Here is a 16,301-nt window from a genome sequence, read left to right on the forward strand (position 1 = left end):
GTTTCCTGTCATGACTGACGACACCTTCCGCTCGGTGGAGATCGAGCGCACCAGCCTGGGCAACTACGTCGTGCGCAATGTCCGTGGCGGGTCGGTGTCGTTGGGCACGGGTGAGGACGGCAGTTTCACGCCGGTGGAGCTGCTGCTGGCCGCCATCGGCGGCTGCACCGCGGTGGACGTGGACCACATCACCAGCCGTCGCGCCGAGCCGACCGAGTTCACCGTCGCCGTCACCGGTGACAAGATCCGCGACGAGGCCGGCGGAAACCGGATGCGCAACCTGCGGGTCGAGTTCACCGTGACGTTCCCCGACGGCGCGGACGGCGACCAGGCCCGTGCGGCGCTGCCCCGGTCGCTGCAGCAGTCGCACGACAGGTTGTGCACCGTCTCTCGTACCGTCGAGCTCGGCACTCCCGTGTCGATCGCCGACGCCCCCGGCCCAGCGGAGACCGATCATCGCTGAGCACGGCTACTCAGGTCAGGTGCCGTCCGTTCGTGTGAGGGTGACGGCATGCGTCGACTAATGGTGCCACTGCTGATCGTCCTCGCCGTGGCTGTGGCGTGCGCCGAGCCGAACGCCCAGCCGGGTCGCCCGGCCCCGACGGTCGCGGAGCCGGTGCCCACCGAACTGCTCGCCGACGGCAGCGTCCCCTGGGCCGACCTGAAAATCACGGATGAGGACTTCAACGGCCGCCCCGCCGAGCCGAGGAAGCCGGCCGCCGGCAGTGAGCCGTGCCGCGCGGAGCAACTGACCGGCCGGCTCACCAAGTGGACGCGGCCCGGCACCGGCGGTGAGACGCCCCGGGGCTTCGACAGCGCCATCGGCAAACTGATCGGCGAGGTGGACGTGCGGAACTCGTCGACGGTGGAGTGCACCCTGCAGGGCGAGGTGCCCACCACCATGCGCACCGGCGGCCGCGAGATCCCGATGCTCTACACCCACGGCATCAACGAGGAGGGCCAGACCCGGGTGGTCGCCGTGCCTGCCGGCGGCCACGCCAGCCTGCGCCTGGACTGGTCCGGGCCATTCTGTCGGCCGACCGGCGGGCCGTTGGAGCTCGCGATCGAGCTGCCGCACGACGGCGGCACGTTGCGCGCACCTGTCACCGCAAAGGAGCGTCCGGCCTGTCCGCAGGGGGAGGGGGTCAACCCCCGGGCGCGGGGGACGCTGTCGGCGAGCGGGTTCACCGAGCCGGCGGTGGTGTCGAGGCCGCCGTCCTCGCCGCTCGACCAGCTCACCGTCGCCGTGCAGGGGCCGTCAACCGCAGTGGCCGGATCGCGGGCCACCTTCCGGGTGACGCTCGGCAATCCGACCGATGGGCCCCTCGCGCTGGATCCCTGTCCGGCTTACCTGATGGAGCGGTTCTCTCTCGGCGACGCGACCAACGACGCGGTGAACTCGGCCCAGCTGTACCGGTTGAACTGTCGACCGCTCACGCAGATCCCCGCCGGCGGCAGCGCCGTGTTCGAGATGGTCGCCGAGGTGCCGGCCTCGATGCGTGCCGGGCGCGAGCTGACGGTGACGTGGAAGTTCTATCTGCCGCATTTCGTGCAGCGGGGCGACCAGTTCGGTGTCCTCACCCTCACGGTCGTCTGAGGCAGGGTGAGGTCAACCGATGGCGCCACCCACGCCGCCGCTGCCGCTTCCGGCGCTGCCCGGGGAGGGATTGCGGTGTTCATCAAGCCGCGTCCGGGCGTCAGCCGATGCCCGGAGATCACGGATTCGGCTGTCGGCGTCGGGTGACATGCTGCGGGATCGGCGCCACAGCCAGACTGCCGAGATGACCACCAATACTGCAATCAGGACGATGAGCCATCGCATCTCGTACCCCCCACCGTTGAATCGCCACGAGGGTCAGCAGCTATCTGCGAACTGACTGACGCCCTCAGTATGTCCACGTCGTGTCAAGCGGAGCTCTCCCGTGGAAACGGCAATCCGTCTTCGGTGATCGGCAGGGGGTGCGTGGCCGCTCATGGCAGGTCTTCCACGGCCCGCGCTGTTCGTGCTCCCCTAGTCAGACGCGTACGGCTGGCGAAGACGGAATACGACATGCGTCATCGGGACGGGCCTGTGGCCGACGAGTTTGGGATGATGCGCCGGTCGATCCACCGACATCACCCGACTCGAAGGGGCCTCCGCGATGGCAACTGTCATCTCCACCCTGTTCATCTCGGCCGACGGCGTGGCCGAGATCGATCCTGACTGGCACTTCCCGTACTTCGACGAGAACATGGGCCGCGCCGTCACCGAGGACTATGACACCGCCGATGTGCTGCTCATCGGCCGCGAGACGTACGACAGCTTCGCCGGGGCCTGGCCCGACCGTGAGGCCGCGGGTGAGGACGACGCGCCGCTCGCCAAGCGACTCGGCGACGTACGCAAGGTCGTCGTCTCGCGTCAGCCGCTGGAGTTCTCCTGGCGCAACTCGGAGCTGATCAACGGGGACCTCCTCGACGCCGTCGCCGCGCTCAAGGCCGACGCCGGCGTCAAGGGAATCCTCATCCCCGGGTCGATCTCCGTGGTGCAGCAACTGCTGGCCGCGGGCCTGCTCGACGAGCTGCGCCTGCTGGTGCATCCGGTGGCCGCGCGGAAGGGCCGCAAGCTGTTCGACGAGGGCGACCCGGCGTATCACCTGCGACTCGTGGCTTCGGAGGCCTTCCCGACGGGTGTTCTTCGCGTGATCTACGCGCCGACCGCGGCGCCGAAGCCGGTCGGCTACGACGAGGTCAGGGACCAGGTGCCGGCCGGAAACTAGTGCGCGTTTCGGGACCTTCGCCGCGCCTGTCGTTCTCGGACCGGTCTCGTCGTACGCCCATGTGAAGATCTCGTCGTGACTGAGTGGACGTACAACGATCGCCCTGCCGGCGTCAGCTTCCTCACCGACCGGATCCCCGAGCCGGGCCGCGCCGCCATCGAGGGCGAGCTGTGGGCCTGGGTCGTGCGGGGTGAGGCCGACGCGGACGAGTTCGTCGACTTCTTCGACGACGCCGACGAGCGCTGTGGCGCCACGGACGACGAGCTCAGGGCGGCGTACGAGTCGGCGTTGGCTGTTCGGCGGGGGCAGCAGCGCGAGTGGGGTGAGGTGCGCGGCAACCTCACCCGTGCCTTCGTCGAGCTCAACGAGCTGGGGGTGTTGGCCCGGGAGAACTTCAGCTGCTGTGGCACCTGCGCGAACGCCGAGATCCACGACGAGCGGGACGACTCCCGGCACTGGCACGGTTTTCTCTGGTACCACCAGCAGGACACCGAGTCGCTGCTCGCCAGCGAGGACGGCGAGGTGTATCTCGGCTACGGCGCCTACCCCCCGGCGGACTTCGACGAGGTTGCCTACGCCGCCCTGTCGGAGGCCGAGCAGCAGGCCGGCTACCAGGCCGACCTGGAACGACTGCTGGACGAGATCGCGTTCCCGGTGCTCCGCAAGCACGGCATGCGGGTGGAGTGGAATCGCAAGCAGTCCCGGCGGATCCGGGTCACCGGCGCCCGGTGGTATGCGCCGCTTGATTGACCGCCACCGATTCATCCCACACTTCGGGCAGGCATTTAGTGAGGCTCATCGATATTGACGTCTGACCTCGGCGGCGACAGGATCTCGGGCACCACCACCCCTGTGATCCCTCCTGGGAGGCGCCATGACCCGTCCCCGCCTGCCCCTCCTGCGGGCAGCCACCCGGTTGGCCGCACTCGCCCTCGCCACCGCCGGCGTGCTGCTCACCGTCGCCACACCCGCCAGCGCCGCTGTGCCCACCGGCCGCTACGTCGCGCTGGGCGACTCGTACACCGCCGGCCCGCTGATCCCCACCCAGGTCGACCTCAACTGCCTGCGGTCCAACCGCAACTACCCGTCGCTGGTGGCGGCGTCCGCCGGCTCGTCGTCGTTTGCCGACGTGAGCTGCTCCGGCGCCACCACTGACGACATCCTCTACGGCGGTAGCGGCCAACTGGGCATCACGCTGCCGCCGCAGCTCAACGCGGTCACGTCGAACACCGCGCTGGTGACGGTGCAGATCGGCGGCAACGACATCGGCTTCTCCGGCATCATCGGCGACTGTGCGGAGGCCAGCGTCAGCAGCCCGCTCGGATCTCCGTGCAAGAACCGGTACACCGCCGGAGGCGTCGACCAGTTGCAGGCGCGGATCGTCGCCGCCACACCGAAGGTCACCGCGGTGCTGCAGGCGGTCCGCCAGGCCGCTCCGGGCGCGCGGGTCGTGGTGCTCGGCTATCCGGCGATCCTGCCGGACACCGGTTACGGCTGCTGGCCCGTCGTTCCGATCGCCTACCAGGACGTGCCGTACCTGCGCGCCATCGAGAAGTCACTGAACGCGATGCTGGCCAGCGCCGCGAGCGCCAACGGCGCCACCTACGCCGACGTCTACACCCCGTCGATCGGCCGCGACGCGTGCAAGGGCAGCGGCACCCGCTGGATCGAGGGCCTGGTGCCGCAGAACTCGGCCGCGCCGTTCCACCCCAACGCCCGAGGTGAGCAGGGCATGGCCACCGCCCTGCTGGCCAGGCTGAACAGCTGACCGGACCCGCGATCGGTCGACCTGGCCCCGTCGGAAGCGGCGGGGCCAGCTGCCGCGGACGGCGATGAGGAGCTCGGCCGGCGTCGCGGTGCTTGAGATCGAGGAGTCCGGGGTACCGACGGTGTCATGCCGATTGTGGGGGAAGTCGTCGGAAACCGTTACCGTCTGGTCGAGAGCATCGCCAGCGGTGGAATGGGTGACGTCTGGCGCGCGGTCGACGAAACCCTGGGCCGCGGCGTCGCGATCAAGATGCTGCGACCTCGGCTGGTCACCGATCCCGGCTTCGGTGAACGGTTCCGTCGCGAGGCCCGGGCGATGGCGGCCCTGCGTCACCCGGGTGTCGCGCAGGTCTACGACTACGGTGAGGTGTCCCGGTCCGACGCGCCGGTCCTCGCGTACATCGTCATGGAGTGTGTGCAGGGGCAACCCCTGTCGGAGCGGATCGCCGAGGTGGGCCGGCTGGGTGTGGCCGAGACGATGTCGATCGCCGCGCAGACCGCCAGTGCGCTTCAGGCCGCACACGACGCCGGCGTCGTGCACCGGGACGTCAAGCCCAACAACCTGATCATCGAGCCGGACGGGCACGTGGTCCTCGTCGACTTCGGCGTCGCGGTGACCCAGGAGGCGGCGAGCCTGACCGGCACGAACCAGGTCGTCGGGACCGCCCTCTACATGGCACCCGAGCAGGTCACCAGGAGCGAGACCACCCCGGCGATCGACATCTACGCGCTCGGTGCGGTGGTCTACCACTGTCTTGCCGGCAGGCCTCCGCACCAGGGCGAGAACGCGGTCGCGGTGGCGCTGCGGCATCTGGAAGAGGAGCCGCCGCCGCTGCCCGAGGACGTTCCGGAGGCGGTCCAGCGGTTGGTCGCCACCGCGATGGCCAAGGAACCCACCCGCCGCTTCGCGACGGCGGCGACCATGGCGACCGCGGCCCAGATGCTCGCGGATCCGTCCCTGCAACTGGTCCGGACGGCTGTCGGCGCGCCGGTCGACCGCACGGACGTCCAGGGCTCGGTCGTCGGCGGCGCGGCGAAGCGTCCGGGTAGCCCCGGGCCGAAGGTGCTCGCAGTGGTTCTCGGGTCGATGGCCGCCGCGGCGGCGGTCCTGGTGTTAGCCGATCCCATCGGGATGATGACGGGCCCGAGCGGGCGATCGTCGACGCCACCGGCGGTGTCGCCGACGGGCCCGTCGCAGCGCGGGCCCGGCCCCGGCGTCGGTGGCGGAGAACCCGCTACCCGCAACTCCGCGGGCCTGCCGGTCCGGGCGTCCGGCTCCCCGACTCCGACGGCCAGTGCTTCGGCGGGTACGGGGCCGGTCGGCCAGTCGACGCCGCCCGGCGACAGCAGCGGGGGTGCGTCCGAGCCCACCTCGTCCGAGAGCCCCCAGGCGGACCCGACCACGGCCCCGACGGGTGGAACGACGCCGGCACCGACCGGGACGGCGTCGGAGGAGCCCGAGGAGGAGCCGGCGGCGGAGGAGACGAAGAAGCCGTCTCCGGGAGCGCCGGCAGCGGAGCAGACTGCGGCACCGGAGGTCTAGCGACACCAGTCTGGCGTGGCGGCCTCGGCCGCCACGCCAGAGGTGGTGTCAGGAGTTGCGCACTGTCAACTGGTACGGCAGCTGATCGTCGGCCAGGTCCAGTTACCGTTGGCCATGACCGTTATGCCGAAGTTGTTGCCATTGCCGTTCGGCGTCGCGGTGACGGTGCCACTGCTGCCGCTGACAGAGGCGTTCCAGCTGTTCTGAATGCTCTGGCCGCCGCCGAGGCCGAGGCTGACGACCCAGTTGTTGGTGCCGCTGACCGCGACGTTGAGGTTGAACCGGTCACCCCACTGCTGACCGGCGGAGATCGTCGCGTTGCAGCTGCCGGTCCCCGGATTGCCGGTGGTGGGCCCGGACGTCGGGTTGCTGCCACCGCCCTCGCGGACGGTGATGTCGGAGCTGCCGCTGCTCTGGTAGCCCTCGGTGGCCATGACCTGGTAGCTGTGGTTGCTGCCGAGGTTCAGGCCGGCGCGGGCCCAGGCGTCGAAGTGGTTGGCGGTGGTGATGGTGCCACTCGAGCGCTTCTGCTGGCGGACGCTCCAGAACTGGTAGAACGTCTGGTTGCCGTCGATCGACGGGGCGTTGACCCGCTGGCTGCGGAGGATGTCGTAGGTGCCGCCGTCGGTGGTGACCGTGCCCATCCGCTGCGCGCCGCTGCTCGGGTTGTAGGTGCCGAAGTTCTCCACCACGTAGTACTCGATGAGCGGGTTGCGCGTCCATCCGTACAGGGCGAGGTAGGTGTTGTTGTTGCCCGGGTTGTAACTGCCCGAGTAGCTGACCGTCCGCCGGTTGCCGGTGGCCCAACCCTTGCCGCCGACCCAGTTGTTGGTGCTCCTGTCCCAGCTGCTGGTGTATCGGCCGTCGGCGCGCAGCGTCATGCTGGCGTTGCCGCTGTCCTTCCAGAACGAGAAGTAGTACCCGTTGTGCGTGCCGGTGAGGTTCGAGGTGAGGGTCCGGTCGGCCTCGGCGTACGCGTTGGTGGCGGTCATCGTGCCGGCGACCGCCACGACGGCGGCACAGGCGGCACCCAGGAGCAACCGCATGCGGCCGCGCCTTCTCGGCTTGGTGAAGCTGGTGTCGGTCATGGAACTGTTGCCTCCTCGTGACGGCTGGCGGGGGCCAGCGGCGCGGTACGCCTCGGCAGGCTGCCGGTGGTCAGGTGTCGGCCACGGCGTCGTACCGCTCGGTGGTGGTGGGCCGGTCGTCCTGCACGACAACCGGAGAAGTGGGTCGTGGTGGCTGGCGCCGACGACAATCGAGTGTCGTCGATGGGGACCGTATTAACCCGGCCGTCCACTTGTCAACAATTTTCGGAAACAGGGCTGCAACGCCGCTGTCATCGCCGAGCGGCATCCATACAGGTCAGTAGTCGATCAGAGGTCAGGGCGGTCATCGCGGACTCTCGATGGCCGATCGGGGTCCGGGTGAAGGCCGCCGAAATTTCCGGAGACTTCCGGCCACGGTTACCGGGAGTGCGAGCGGAGTGGAGCGGGCGCCCCCCGATGCGCGACGGGTCAGCCGTGCCCGAGGGTGTTGAGCCGGCTGGCCTGGCGGGTCAGGTGCTCGCGTTCGGCGAGGTTGGGAGCCTGCCGAGCCGCCTCGGCGTACAGGCGCGCCGCCGTTGTCAGGTCGCCGTCGCGCTCGTGCAGGTACGCCGCCACCGCCGTGTACCGGGGCAGCGCGTCGTCCACCGCCGCGAGCGCCCGCAGGCCGGCCCGGGGTCCGTCGGCCGCACCGACCGCCACGGCGCGGTTGAGCCGGACGACCGGGTTCTCGGTCAGGCGCGCGAGTTCGTCGTACCACTCCACGATCTGCACCCAGTCGGTCTCGGCGGCGGTCGGCGCGTCCGCGTGCAGCGCCGCGATGGCGGCCTGGGCCTGGAACTCACCCAGTTGGTCGCGGGCGAGGGCCGCCTGCAGGATCTCGACGCCCTCGGCGATCGACAGGGTGTTCCAGCGGCTGCGGTCCTGCTCGGCGAGCGGCACCAGGGCGCCGTCGGGCGCGGTCCGGGCGGCGCGCCGGGCGTGGTGCAGGAGCATGAGGGCGAGCAGCCCCGCCACCTCAGGGTGGTCGATCGCGGCTGCGAGCTGCCGGGTGAGCCGGATGGCCTCGGCGGCGAGGTCCACGTCGCCGGAGTAACCCTCGTTGAAGACCAGGTAGAGGACGCGCAGCACGGTGGCGACGTCCCCGGGTCGGTCGAACCGCGTCCCGGAGACGGTGCGCTTCGCCCGGCTGATCCGCTGCGCCATGGTCGCCTCGGGCACCAGGTAGGCCTGGGCGATCTGACGGGTCGTCAGCCCGCCGACGGCGCGCAGCGTGAGCGCGACAGCGGACGACGGCGTCAGCGACGGGTGGGCGCACAGGAAGTAGAGCTGAAGGGTGTCGTCGAGCGTGGGCCCGGGCCCGGGCGCCGGCTCCTCGTCGAGCAGATCCTCACGCCGACGGCGGGCGGCGTCGGCGCGGGCCGTGTCGAGGAACCGTCGCCACGCCACAGTGGTCAGCCAGCCCTTCGGGTCGCGCGGCGGGTCGGCCGGCCAGACGCGGACCGCCTCGACCAGCGCGTCCTGCACGGCGTCCTCGGCCGCCGCGAAGTCGATTCCGCGGCGGACGAGGATCCCGATGACGCTCGGCGTGAGGTTCCGCAGCAGCGTCTCATCCATCGGAGTCGTCACTCCGTGATGGTGGGCGGCTCGCTCAGGAACGGGCGCAGCTCGAGCCACTCGTGGATCGGCTTCCCGCCTGCCCCGGGGGCGGCCGACAGCTCCCCGGCCAGCTCGACGGCCCGGTCGTGGCTGTCGACGTCGATCACCATCCAGCCGGCAATGAGATCCTTGGTCTCGGCGAACGGGCCGTCGGTGACCGGCGGGCGGCCCTCGCCGTCGTACCGGACGAACGTCCCCTCGGCGGCGAGTGCCTGGGCGTCGACGAACTCGCCTGTCCCCTCGAGTCGGGCCGCGAAATCGCGCATGTACTGCACGTGGGCCGTGATCTCCGCCGGCGTCCACTGGGCCATGGGCACGTCGTTCACCGCGGCCGGGGCGCCCCGGTAGTGCTTGAGCAGCAGGTACTTGGCCATCGTGATGCTCCTTGGTGCTGGCTGCGACCCGTCGTGGTCGCGTTCACTTCGGGGACGAAGCTGGTCAGCACTTCTCGACATGGCTGTCCGGTTTTTTTCCTCCAGCAGGTTAACCTCGGGTGAATCGTCCACCGTTGGGGTACCTCGGGTGGCGCAAAACTTGATTCGTTCCAAAATAGTGAGCTAGTGTTCGTACCCGTGATGTCCGACTTCGAGGCACAGCTACGTGCTGTCTCGTTGCGCGTGACCCGGCCCCGGTTGGCGGTGCTCGCGGCGCTGCGCGACCACCCGCACATCGGCACCGACGCGGTGATCGGGCTGGTCCGCGCGGATCATCCCACGGTCTCCCACCAGGCGGTCTACGACGTGCTGCGGGTGCTTACCGACGCCGGTCTGGTGCGGCGCATCCAGCCCGCCGGGGCGACCGCCCGCTACGAGTCCCGGGTTTCGGACAATCACCACCATGTCGTGTGCCGCTCCTGCGGCGCCATCGCCGACGTCGACTGTGCCGTCGGCCACGCCCCCTGTCTCACCGCCTCGGGCGACCACGGCTTCGTGGTCGACGAGGCGGAGGTCGTCTACTGGGGCACCTGCCCCGACTGCGCGACCGAACGCACGCCCCAGAGATCCGCAAGCTCGGAAGGAAGCACATGAGCGACACCCAGGACAACGGCCCCACCAGTGCGCAGGGCGTGGACCAGAAGGCAGCGGCCGGCTGCCCGGTCGCGCACGACTCGGTGACCGCGCACGGCAGCGAGAGTGAGAACCCGGCGATCGACTCGCCGACCCCGAAGACCGGCGGTCGTCCGCGAACCAACCGGGACTGGTGGCCCAACCAACTCGACCTCTCGGTGCTGCACGCCCACTCGTCCAAGGGCAACCCGCTGGGCGCGGACTTCAGCTACGCCAAGGAGTTCGCGAAGCTCGATGTCGAGGCCCTCAAGCGCGACATCGTCGAGGTGCTCACCACCTCGCAGGACTGGTGGCCGGCCGACTTCGGCCACTACGGCGGTCTGATGATCCGGATGAGCTGGCACGCCGCCGGCACGTACCGCATCGAGGACGGTCGGGGTGGCGCCGGCGACGGCGGTCAGCGGTTCGCGCCGCTCAACAGCTGGCCGGACAACGCCAACCTGGACAAGGCCCGCCGGCTGCTCTGGCCGGTCAAGCAGAAGTACGGCCAGCAGATCTCCTGGGCCGACCTGCTCGTGCTCGCCGGCAACGTCGCCCTGGAGTCGATGGGCTTCAAGACCTTCGGCTTCGGCTTCGGTCGCGAGGACGTCTGGGAGCCCGAGGAGATCTTCTGGGGTCCGGAGGACACCTGGCTGGGCGACGAGCGCTACGCCTCCGAGAAGGAGATGGCCGCCGGCGTCGGCGCGACCGAGATGGGGCTCATCTACGTCAACCCGGAGGGCCCGCGCGGTAACGCGGACCCGGCCGCGGCGGCGCACTTCATCCGCGAGACCTTCGGCCGGATGGCGATGAACGACGAGGAGACCGTTGCCCTCATCGCCGGTGGTCACACCTTCGGCAAGACCCACGGTGCCGGCGTCGCCGACAGCCACGTGGGCCCGGAGCCCGAGGGTGCCCCGCTTGAGGCGCAGGGCCTGGGCTGGCTGAGCAACCACGGCAGCGGCAAGGGCGGCGACACGATCACCAGTGGTCTCGAGGTGACGTGGACCGACGTGCCGACGCAGTGGAGCAACCGCTTCTTCGAGATCCTCTTCGGCTACGAGTGGGAGCTCACCACCAGCCCCGGTGGCGCGAAGCAGTGGGTCGCCAAGGACGCCGAGGCGATCATTCCGGACGCCTTCGACCCCGCGAAGAAGCACCGGCCCACGATGCTCACGACCGACCTGTCGCTGCGCGTCGACCCGGCGTACGAGAAGATCTCCCGCCGCTTCCTGGAGAACCCCGACCAGTTCGCGCTGGCCTTCGCCAAGGCGTGGTACAAGCTGCTGCACCGCGACATGGGCCCGATCGAGCGCTTCCTCGGGCCGTGGGTGGCCGAGCCGCAGCTGTGGCAGGACCCGGTGCCGGCCGTCGACCACGAGCTGGTGGGTGACGCCGACGTCGCCACCCTGAAGGCGAAGGTTCTGGAGTCCGGTCTCACTGTCGACCAGCTGGTCTCCACCGCCTGGGCCTCCGCAGCGAGCTTCCGGCACACCGACAAGCGCGGCGGTGCCAACGGGGCGCGCATCCGCCTCGAGCCGCAGCGCAGCTGGGAGGTCAACCAACCCGAGCAGCTGGCGACCGTCCTGACCGCCCTTGAGGGCATCCAGCAGGAGTTCAACGCCGCTGGTGGAGCGCGCATCTCGCTCGCCGACCTGATCGTGCTCGCCGGTTCGGCGGCCGTGGAGAAGGCCGCGCGGGACGCCGGCGTCGAGGTGACAGTGCCGTTCCGTCCGGGCCGCACCGACGCGACCCAGGAGCAGACCGACACCGACTCGTTCCGGGTCATGGAGCCGCGCGCCGACGGTTTCCGTAACTACCTGCGCGCCGGCGAGAAGACCCAGCCGGAGGTGCTGCTCATCGACCGTGCCTACATGCTCAACCTCACCGCGCCGGAGATGACGGTCCTCATCGGCGGTCTGCGCTCCCTCGGCGCCAACGTCGGCGGCAGCCAGCACGGTGTCCTCACCGACCGGCCGGGCGTGCTCACCAACGACTTCTTCGCCAACCTGCTCTCGCCGGGTACCCGGTGGAGCGCGTCGAAGTCCGACGAGCACGTGTACGAGATCCGCGACCTGGCCACCGATGAGGTGAAGTGGACCGCCACCGCGGTCGACCTCATCTTCGGGTCCAACTCGCAGCTGCGCGCCCTCGCGGAGGTCTACGCCAGCCAGGACGCCCGCGACAAGTTCGTGGCGGACTTCGCTGCCGCCTGGACCAAGGTCATGGAGCTCGACAGGTTCGATCTCGCCTGACAGGTACCACCGACGAGCCCCGGCCGATCCAGCATTGATCGACCGGGGCTCGTCGCCCTCTGCGTGCCGTTCGACGCGGCCCCGGCACCGTCCACCTCGATGTCACCCCGGTGCCATTCCCTCCGCAATGAATCCCATGGATGATTTTCCTGTCTTATTGATCAGCTGGCGGACGGGCCCATCCATGGCAAGGTGTTGACCCTGCCCGGGCGGCGGGCGCGGACCTAGTCACGCAGGGAGTCAACGTGGCCCATCCCGACCTGCAGGCCGAGGAAGTGGACCAGCACGCCGGAAGCCCTGCGATCCCCCGACAGCGGGTGGTCTCCAGTCGGTCGTCCGGAGCGGACGTCGCCGACACCGGTACGGCCTGGCGTCCGCTGCGGATCGCGATGATCGGCCAGAAGGGGATACCGGCGACCTACGGCGGGATCGAACGGCACGTGGAGGAGATGGCCAGTCGGCTCGCCGGCTACGGGCACGAGGTCACCGTCTACTGCCGCCGGAGCTACGGCGAGACACCCGCCGACGGCTACCGGGGCGTACGGCTGCGCCAGACCCACACGATCGCGAGCAAGCACCTCGACGCCATCGTGCACGCCGCGACCTCGACCATCGCGGCGATGACCGCGCGGCCCGACATCGTGCACTACCACGGGCTCGGGCCGGCCCTGGTCGCCCCCCTCCCGCGCGCCCTGTCCCGCGCACGCGTGGTGCTGACCGTGCACGGGCTGGACAACCAGCGGGGCAAGTGGGGGCTCGCCGCGCGGGCGGTGCTGGGCAGCGCACACTGGCTCAGCGGGTACGTCCCGCACCAGCGGGTGGCGGTCTCCCAGGGGCTCGCCGCCCACTACGGCACCCGGTTCGGCAGCCCGACGACCTATATCCCGAACGGCGTGAACCCGGCCCGACCGGCGCGGACCCGTCAGATCGAGGAACGGTTCGGGCTGACTCCCGGCGGCTACCTGCTGCTTGTCGGTCGACTGGTCCCGGAGAAGGCGGCCGACCTGCTGATCCGGGCCTTCCGCCGCACCGAGACCCCGATGCGCCTGGCGATCGTCGGCGGGTCGTCGTTCACCGACGACTTCGTGGACCGGCTGCGCCGGGAAGCCGGGGCGGACGACCGCATCGTCTTCACCGGGTTCGCCTACGGCGACCTGCTCGCCGAGCTGTACTCCGGGGCCGCCGGCTTCGTTCAACCGTCCCGGTTGGAGGGACTGCCGTTGACGCTGCTGGAGGCGGCCGCGTACGGGCTGCCGGTGGTCGCGAGTGATATCGCACCGCATGTCGAGGTGCTGAGGTCCGACGCCGCCGGAGGGCGGTTGTTCCGCGACGGCGACGAGGACGACCTGGTCCGGGTGCTGACGTCGCTGCTCGCCGACCTGCCTGGCGAACGGGCCGGCGCCGTGGCACTGGGTGAGCGGGTCACCGGGAGGTACAGCTGGGACACCGCCGCCCGCGAGTTGGAGCGCCTCTACCTGCGCCTGGCCCCGGCGCCGGGCCGACGGGCCAGGGCACGACTCGCGGTGGCCGCCGACTGACCGGGCGGCGTTCGCCGGGGGAGCGTCGGGTCGGCCCCGCGGAGGACGCGGCAGTCGGCGCAACGGCCCCTTCTGCCGTCAGGGTGACAGGACTAGATTGAACCGATCTTGTGCCGGGAGGACATCGGTTGGCCGCGCCCGGCAGCGGCCGGGCAGCGCCGATTCAGTTCAGTGGGATCAGTGGAACAACACACGCAGCAGGTCACTCCGCTCAGGACCAGGCGGCTCGACCCGACCCGCCTCCTCACCGGCGGCGCGGCGCTGGCCGCCGCGGTCGTGGCGGTGGTCGCGGGTGTCTCGATGGCGGCCGGTGACCGTCGGGGCATGGTGCTGCCGCTGGCGGCGGTCGCGGGGATCGCGGTGGCCGTTCTCGCGCTGACCCGGTTCGCGGGGTACGTGCTGCTGATGCTCGCGGTGCGCTCGTGCGTCGACCTGTTCAAGCTGACCGGCCCGAGCGCCGGCCAGGCCGACTCCGCCGGATCGGCCCGGGCGGTGGATCCGTCCACCCTGCTCGCGGTGCTGTTCCTCCTCGCCGCCGGGCTCTGGCTGGCCGCACAGCTCAGCCGGCACGGGCGACTGCGCGGCTCCCCGCTGAGCTGGGCCATGCTGCTCGTCGGCGCCAGCAGCGTGGTCAGCGCCCTCGGTGCCAGCCGGCCGGCGAACAGCCTGTTGGAGGCGTTGCGGATCCTCACCGTGGTGGTGATGTTCGTGGTGCTGGAACAGCTCATGCCGGACACCGCGGCGATCCGTCGGGTCCTGCTCGCCTGCTACGCCTCGCTGGTGCTGGCGCTGGGCTACACGGTCGTCCTGTCGCTGCTGGGCAGCCCGCCGGCCGAGGTGAAGGGTGACTTCACCCGGATCAGCGGCACGTTCAGTCAGTCGACCACGTTCGGTCGCTACCTGATGTTCATGGTGATCTTCGGGTTCGCGGTGTACCGCTTCCTGGGCCGTCGACTGCGGGCGTCACTCGGGGTGCTGCTCGCGCTCTCGCTGCTGTTCCTGCTGCTCACCAATACCCGCAGCGCCCTGCTCGGCGCGGCGATCGGCCTGGTGGTGGTCGCGGCGCTGCATCGCAGCAAGCGGATGCTCGTCACCCTCTGCGTGGTGGCGGTCGCCGGGGTGGCCCTGGTGCCCGCCGTCGGTGAGCGGTTCGCCCAACTCGGTACGTCGCGCGCGGTGGGCGGCGACCCGACCGGAAACACCCTGGCGTGGCGGATCGGCTACTGGACCGAGATCGTCACGCTCGCCGACCGGAACCCGGTGACCGGCATCGGCCCGAACATGACCCAGCGCGAGACCGACGAGGCGAAGAAGCCGCACAACGACTTCCTGCGGGCGTACGTGGAGACCGGTCTGCTCGGCCTCGGGGCGTACCTGCTGATGCTCGTCGCCTTCCTGCACACCGCGCGGACCGCGCTGCGGCGGGCGCCTCCGGGCAGCTTCGAACGTGGTGTCGCGGTCGGGTTCACCGGCTGCGCCGCAGCCTTCGTGGCGGTCAGCGCCGCCTCCAACGTCATTTCCAACGTGGTCACCCTCTGGTACTTCGTCGCGTTCGCCGCGGCGGCCAGCGCGATCGCCCGCCAACCGGCCCCGAACCTGACCGGCGAGCAGCCACGACGCACGTCCGTCCCGGTTTGACTGAACGACAGCATTGGGGAAAAAGTGGAGATCGTCGACTACCTGCGGGTCGCCCGGCGGCGCCTCTGGGTACTCGTGGGCGTGCCGGTGCTCGCCACCGGCGCCGCGGCCGCCATCGTCCTGCTCGCGCCACAGCAGTTCAGCGGAACCGCGTACGTGGCCGCGCCGGCGCTGGTGGGCGGTGCGGCCGGAACGCAGTACACGGGCACGCAGGCGGCGAACCAGTTCGTCGCGGCGTTCGGCGCGGCGGTCACCTCGCCCCGGGTCCTCGCCGACGTGGCAGGTGACACCGGGGTGTCGCCGGAGCGGCTGCGCGACGGGCTCGCCATCACCCAGGTCGGCGCCAGCAGCCAGTTGGAGGTGACGTACACCGCCGGTGACCGGGCGACTGTCGGGCCGGTGCTGACCGCGACCACCACCCGGGCGTTGGCCTTCCTCTTCTCCTCCCAGGTGGGCATCGCCACCGGCGAGGTCGAGGCGGCCAACGCCGACGTCACCGCGGCGACCAGGGCGATCGGGGAGTGGGAGAAGGCGAACAAGGTCTCCCAGCCGGACCGGATCTACCAGGCGACGCTGGGCGAGCTGACCAGCCTTCGCCAGCAGCAGCTCTCCATGCAGGCGGTCGGCAACGGCCGAGGTGTCGACGCGGCGACCGCCGCGATCACCGCCGCTCAGAAGAAGCTCGACGATCTGGGGCCGAAGCTCCCCGACTACCAGGCCCTGATCGCCCAGCGGGACGCGGCTACCAACGCCCTGTCCCAGGCCCGGGAGGGGTTGCAGGCGGCGCGGGCGCAGGCCCAGGCGGCCGACCCGAAGCAGGTGACAAGCATCGGCGAGGCGCACGAGGTGAGCCGGATGACGGAGCTGGTGCGCACCGCCCTGCCGGTGGGCGGCGCGGGTCTGCTGCTCGGCGTGCTGCTGGTGGGCGTACTCGAACTGCTCTCGCGGGGTCGTGCCGCCGCCCGCCCGGCGACCCCGGCGGCGACCACCGCGGCCCCCTCGGTGCCGGCGGAGACCGTGACCGCGGCACGGCCGTGACCGTCGGAGAGCGGG

14 protein-coding genes are annotated in these 16,301 nt (G+C 70.6%); 11 read left to right on the top strand and 3 right to left on the bottom strand.

What is annotated here, in order from left to right:
- Window positions 1–10 precede the first annotated feature (10 nt).
- From ACQP0U_RS12455 to ACQP0U_RS12480, 6 genes are all read left to right on the top strand, one after another.
- Window positions 11–463 carry an OsmC family protein gene (locus ACQP0U_RS12455; RefSeq protein WP_433318532.1) on the top strand — a complete coding sequence of 151 codons (453 nt, stop codon included), beginning with the start codon at window positions 11–13 and terminating at the stop codon, window positions 461–463.
- Window positions 464–511: 48 nt separating this feature from the next.
- Complete coding sequence (locus tag ACQP0U_RS12460) at window positions 512–1,597, top strand: hypothetical protein (protein WP_433318534.1); 1,086 nt, start codon at window positions 512–514, stop codon at window positions 1,595–1,597.
- 544 nt (window positions 1,598–2,141) lie between these two features.
- Complete coding sequence (locus tag ACQP0U_RS12465) at window positions 2,142–2,756, top strand: dihydrofolate reductase family protein (protein ID WP_433318536.1); 615 nt, start codon at window positions 2,142–2,144, stop codon at window positions 2,754–2,756.
- Window positions 2,757–2,831: 75 nt separating this feature from the next.
- Complete coding sequence (locus ACQP0U_RS12470; RefSeq protein WP_433318538.1) at window positions 2,832–3,506, top strand: DUF6891 domain-containing protein; 675 nt, start codon at window positions 2,832–2,834, stop codon at window positions 3,504–3,506.
- A 124-nt stretch (window positions 3,507–3,630) separates the two neighbouring features.
- Window positions 3,631–4,524, top strand: a complete 894-nt coding sequence (locus tag ACQP0U_RS12475; RefSeq protein WP_433318540.1) for an SGNH/GDSL hydrolase family protein — start codon at window positions 3,631–3,633, stop codon at window positions 4,522–4,524.
- Window positions 4,525–4,650: 126 nt separating this feature from the next.
- The gene (locus tag ACQP0U_RS12480; protein WP_433318542.1) at window positions 4,651–6,066 is read left to right on the top strand and encodes a serine/threonine-protein kinase; all 1,416 of its coding nucleotides are present in this window, start codon (window positions 4,651–4,653) and stop codon (window positions 6,064–6,066) included.
- A 65-nt stretch (window positions 6,067–6,131) separates the two neighbouring features.
- Here the strand turns inward: ACQP0U_RS12480 and ACQP0U_RS12485 are convergent, their stop codons facing one another.
- The 3 genes from ACQP0U_RS12485 to ACQP0U_RS12495 form a co-directional block, all read right to left on the bottom strand.
- Window positions 6,132–7,154 (bottom strand): glycoside hydrolase family 11 protein, encoded by a 1,023-nt coding sequence (locus ACQP0U_RS12485; protein ID WP_433318544.1) that lies wholly within the window; start codon window positions 7,152–7,154, stop codon window positions 6,132–6,134.
- A 429-nt stretch (window positions 7,155–7,583) separates the two neighbouring features.
- The gene (locus ACQP0U_RS12490) at window positions 7,584–8,729 is read right to left on the bottom strand and encodes an RNA polymerase sigma factor (protein ID WP_433320788.1); all 1,146 of its coding nucleotides are present in this window, start codon (window positions 8,727–8,729) and stop codon (window positions 7,584–7,586) included.
- Window positions 8,730–8,737: 8 nt separating this feature from the next.
- Entirely contained in the window at window positions 8,738–9,145 is a 408-nt protein-coding gene (locus ACQP0U_RS12495; RefSeq protein WP_433318547.1) for a YciI family protein, read from the bottom strand.
- Window positions 9,146–9,343: 198 nt separating this feature from the next.
- Here ACQP0U_RS12495 and ACQP0U_RS12500 point away from each other — a divergent pair, with 198 nt between their 5' ends.
- The 5 genes from ACQP0U_RS12500 to ACQP0U_RS12520 all read left to right on the top strand — a co-directional run bounded on the left by ACQP0U_RS12500 (window position 9,344) and on the right by ACQP0U_RS12520 (window position 16,286).
- Window positions 9,344–9,799 (top strand): Fur family transcriptional regulator, encoded by a 456-nt coding sequence (locus tag ACQP0U_RS12500; protein ID WP_433318550.1) that lies wholly within the window; start codon window positions 9,344–9,346, stop codon window positions 9,797–9,799.
- On the top strand, window positions 9,796–12,072 hold the full coding sequence (katG, locus tag ACQP0U_RS12505; protein ID WP_433318553.1) for a catalase/peroxidase HPI: 2,277 nt from the start codon (window positions 9,796–9,798) through the stop codon (window positions 12,070–12,072). Before ACQP0U_RS12500 ends, katG begins: the two co-directional genes overlap by 4 nt.
- A gap of 245 nt (window positions 12,073–12,317) precedes the next feature.
- The gene (locus ACQP0U_RS12510) at window positions 12,318–13,610 is read left to right on the top strand and encodes a glycosyltransferase family 4 protein (protein WP_433318556.1); all 1,293 of its coding nucleotides are present in this window, start codon (window positions 12,318–12,320) and stop codon (window positions 13,608–13,610) included.
- Window positions 13,611–13,790: 180 nt separating this feature from the next.
- Window positions 13,791–15,248 carry an O-antigen ligase family protein gene (locus tag ACQP0U_RS12515; protein WP_433318559.1) on the top strand — a complete coding sequence of 486 codons (1,458 nt, stop codon included), beginning with the start codon at window positions 13,791–13,793 and terminating at the stop codon, window positions 15,246–15,248.
- A 24-nt stretch (window positions 15,249–15,272) separates the two neighbouring features.
- Window positions 15,273–16,286, top strand: a complete 1,014-nt coding sequence (locus tag ACQP0U_RS12520) for a Wzz/FepE/Etk N-terminal domain-containing protein (RefSeq protein WP_433318562.1) — start codon at window positions 15,273–15,275, stop codon at window positions 16,284–16,286.
- Window positions 16,287–16,301 lie beyond the last annotated feature (15 nt).

It is taken from the genome of Micromonospora sp. CA-269861, assembly GCF_050948505.1.
Taxonomy (GTDB): Bacteria; Actinomycetota; Actinomycetes; order Mycobacteriales; family Micromonosporaceae; genus Micromonospora.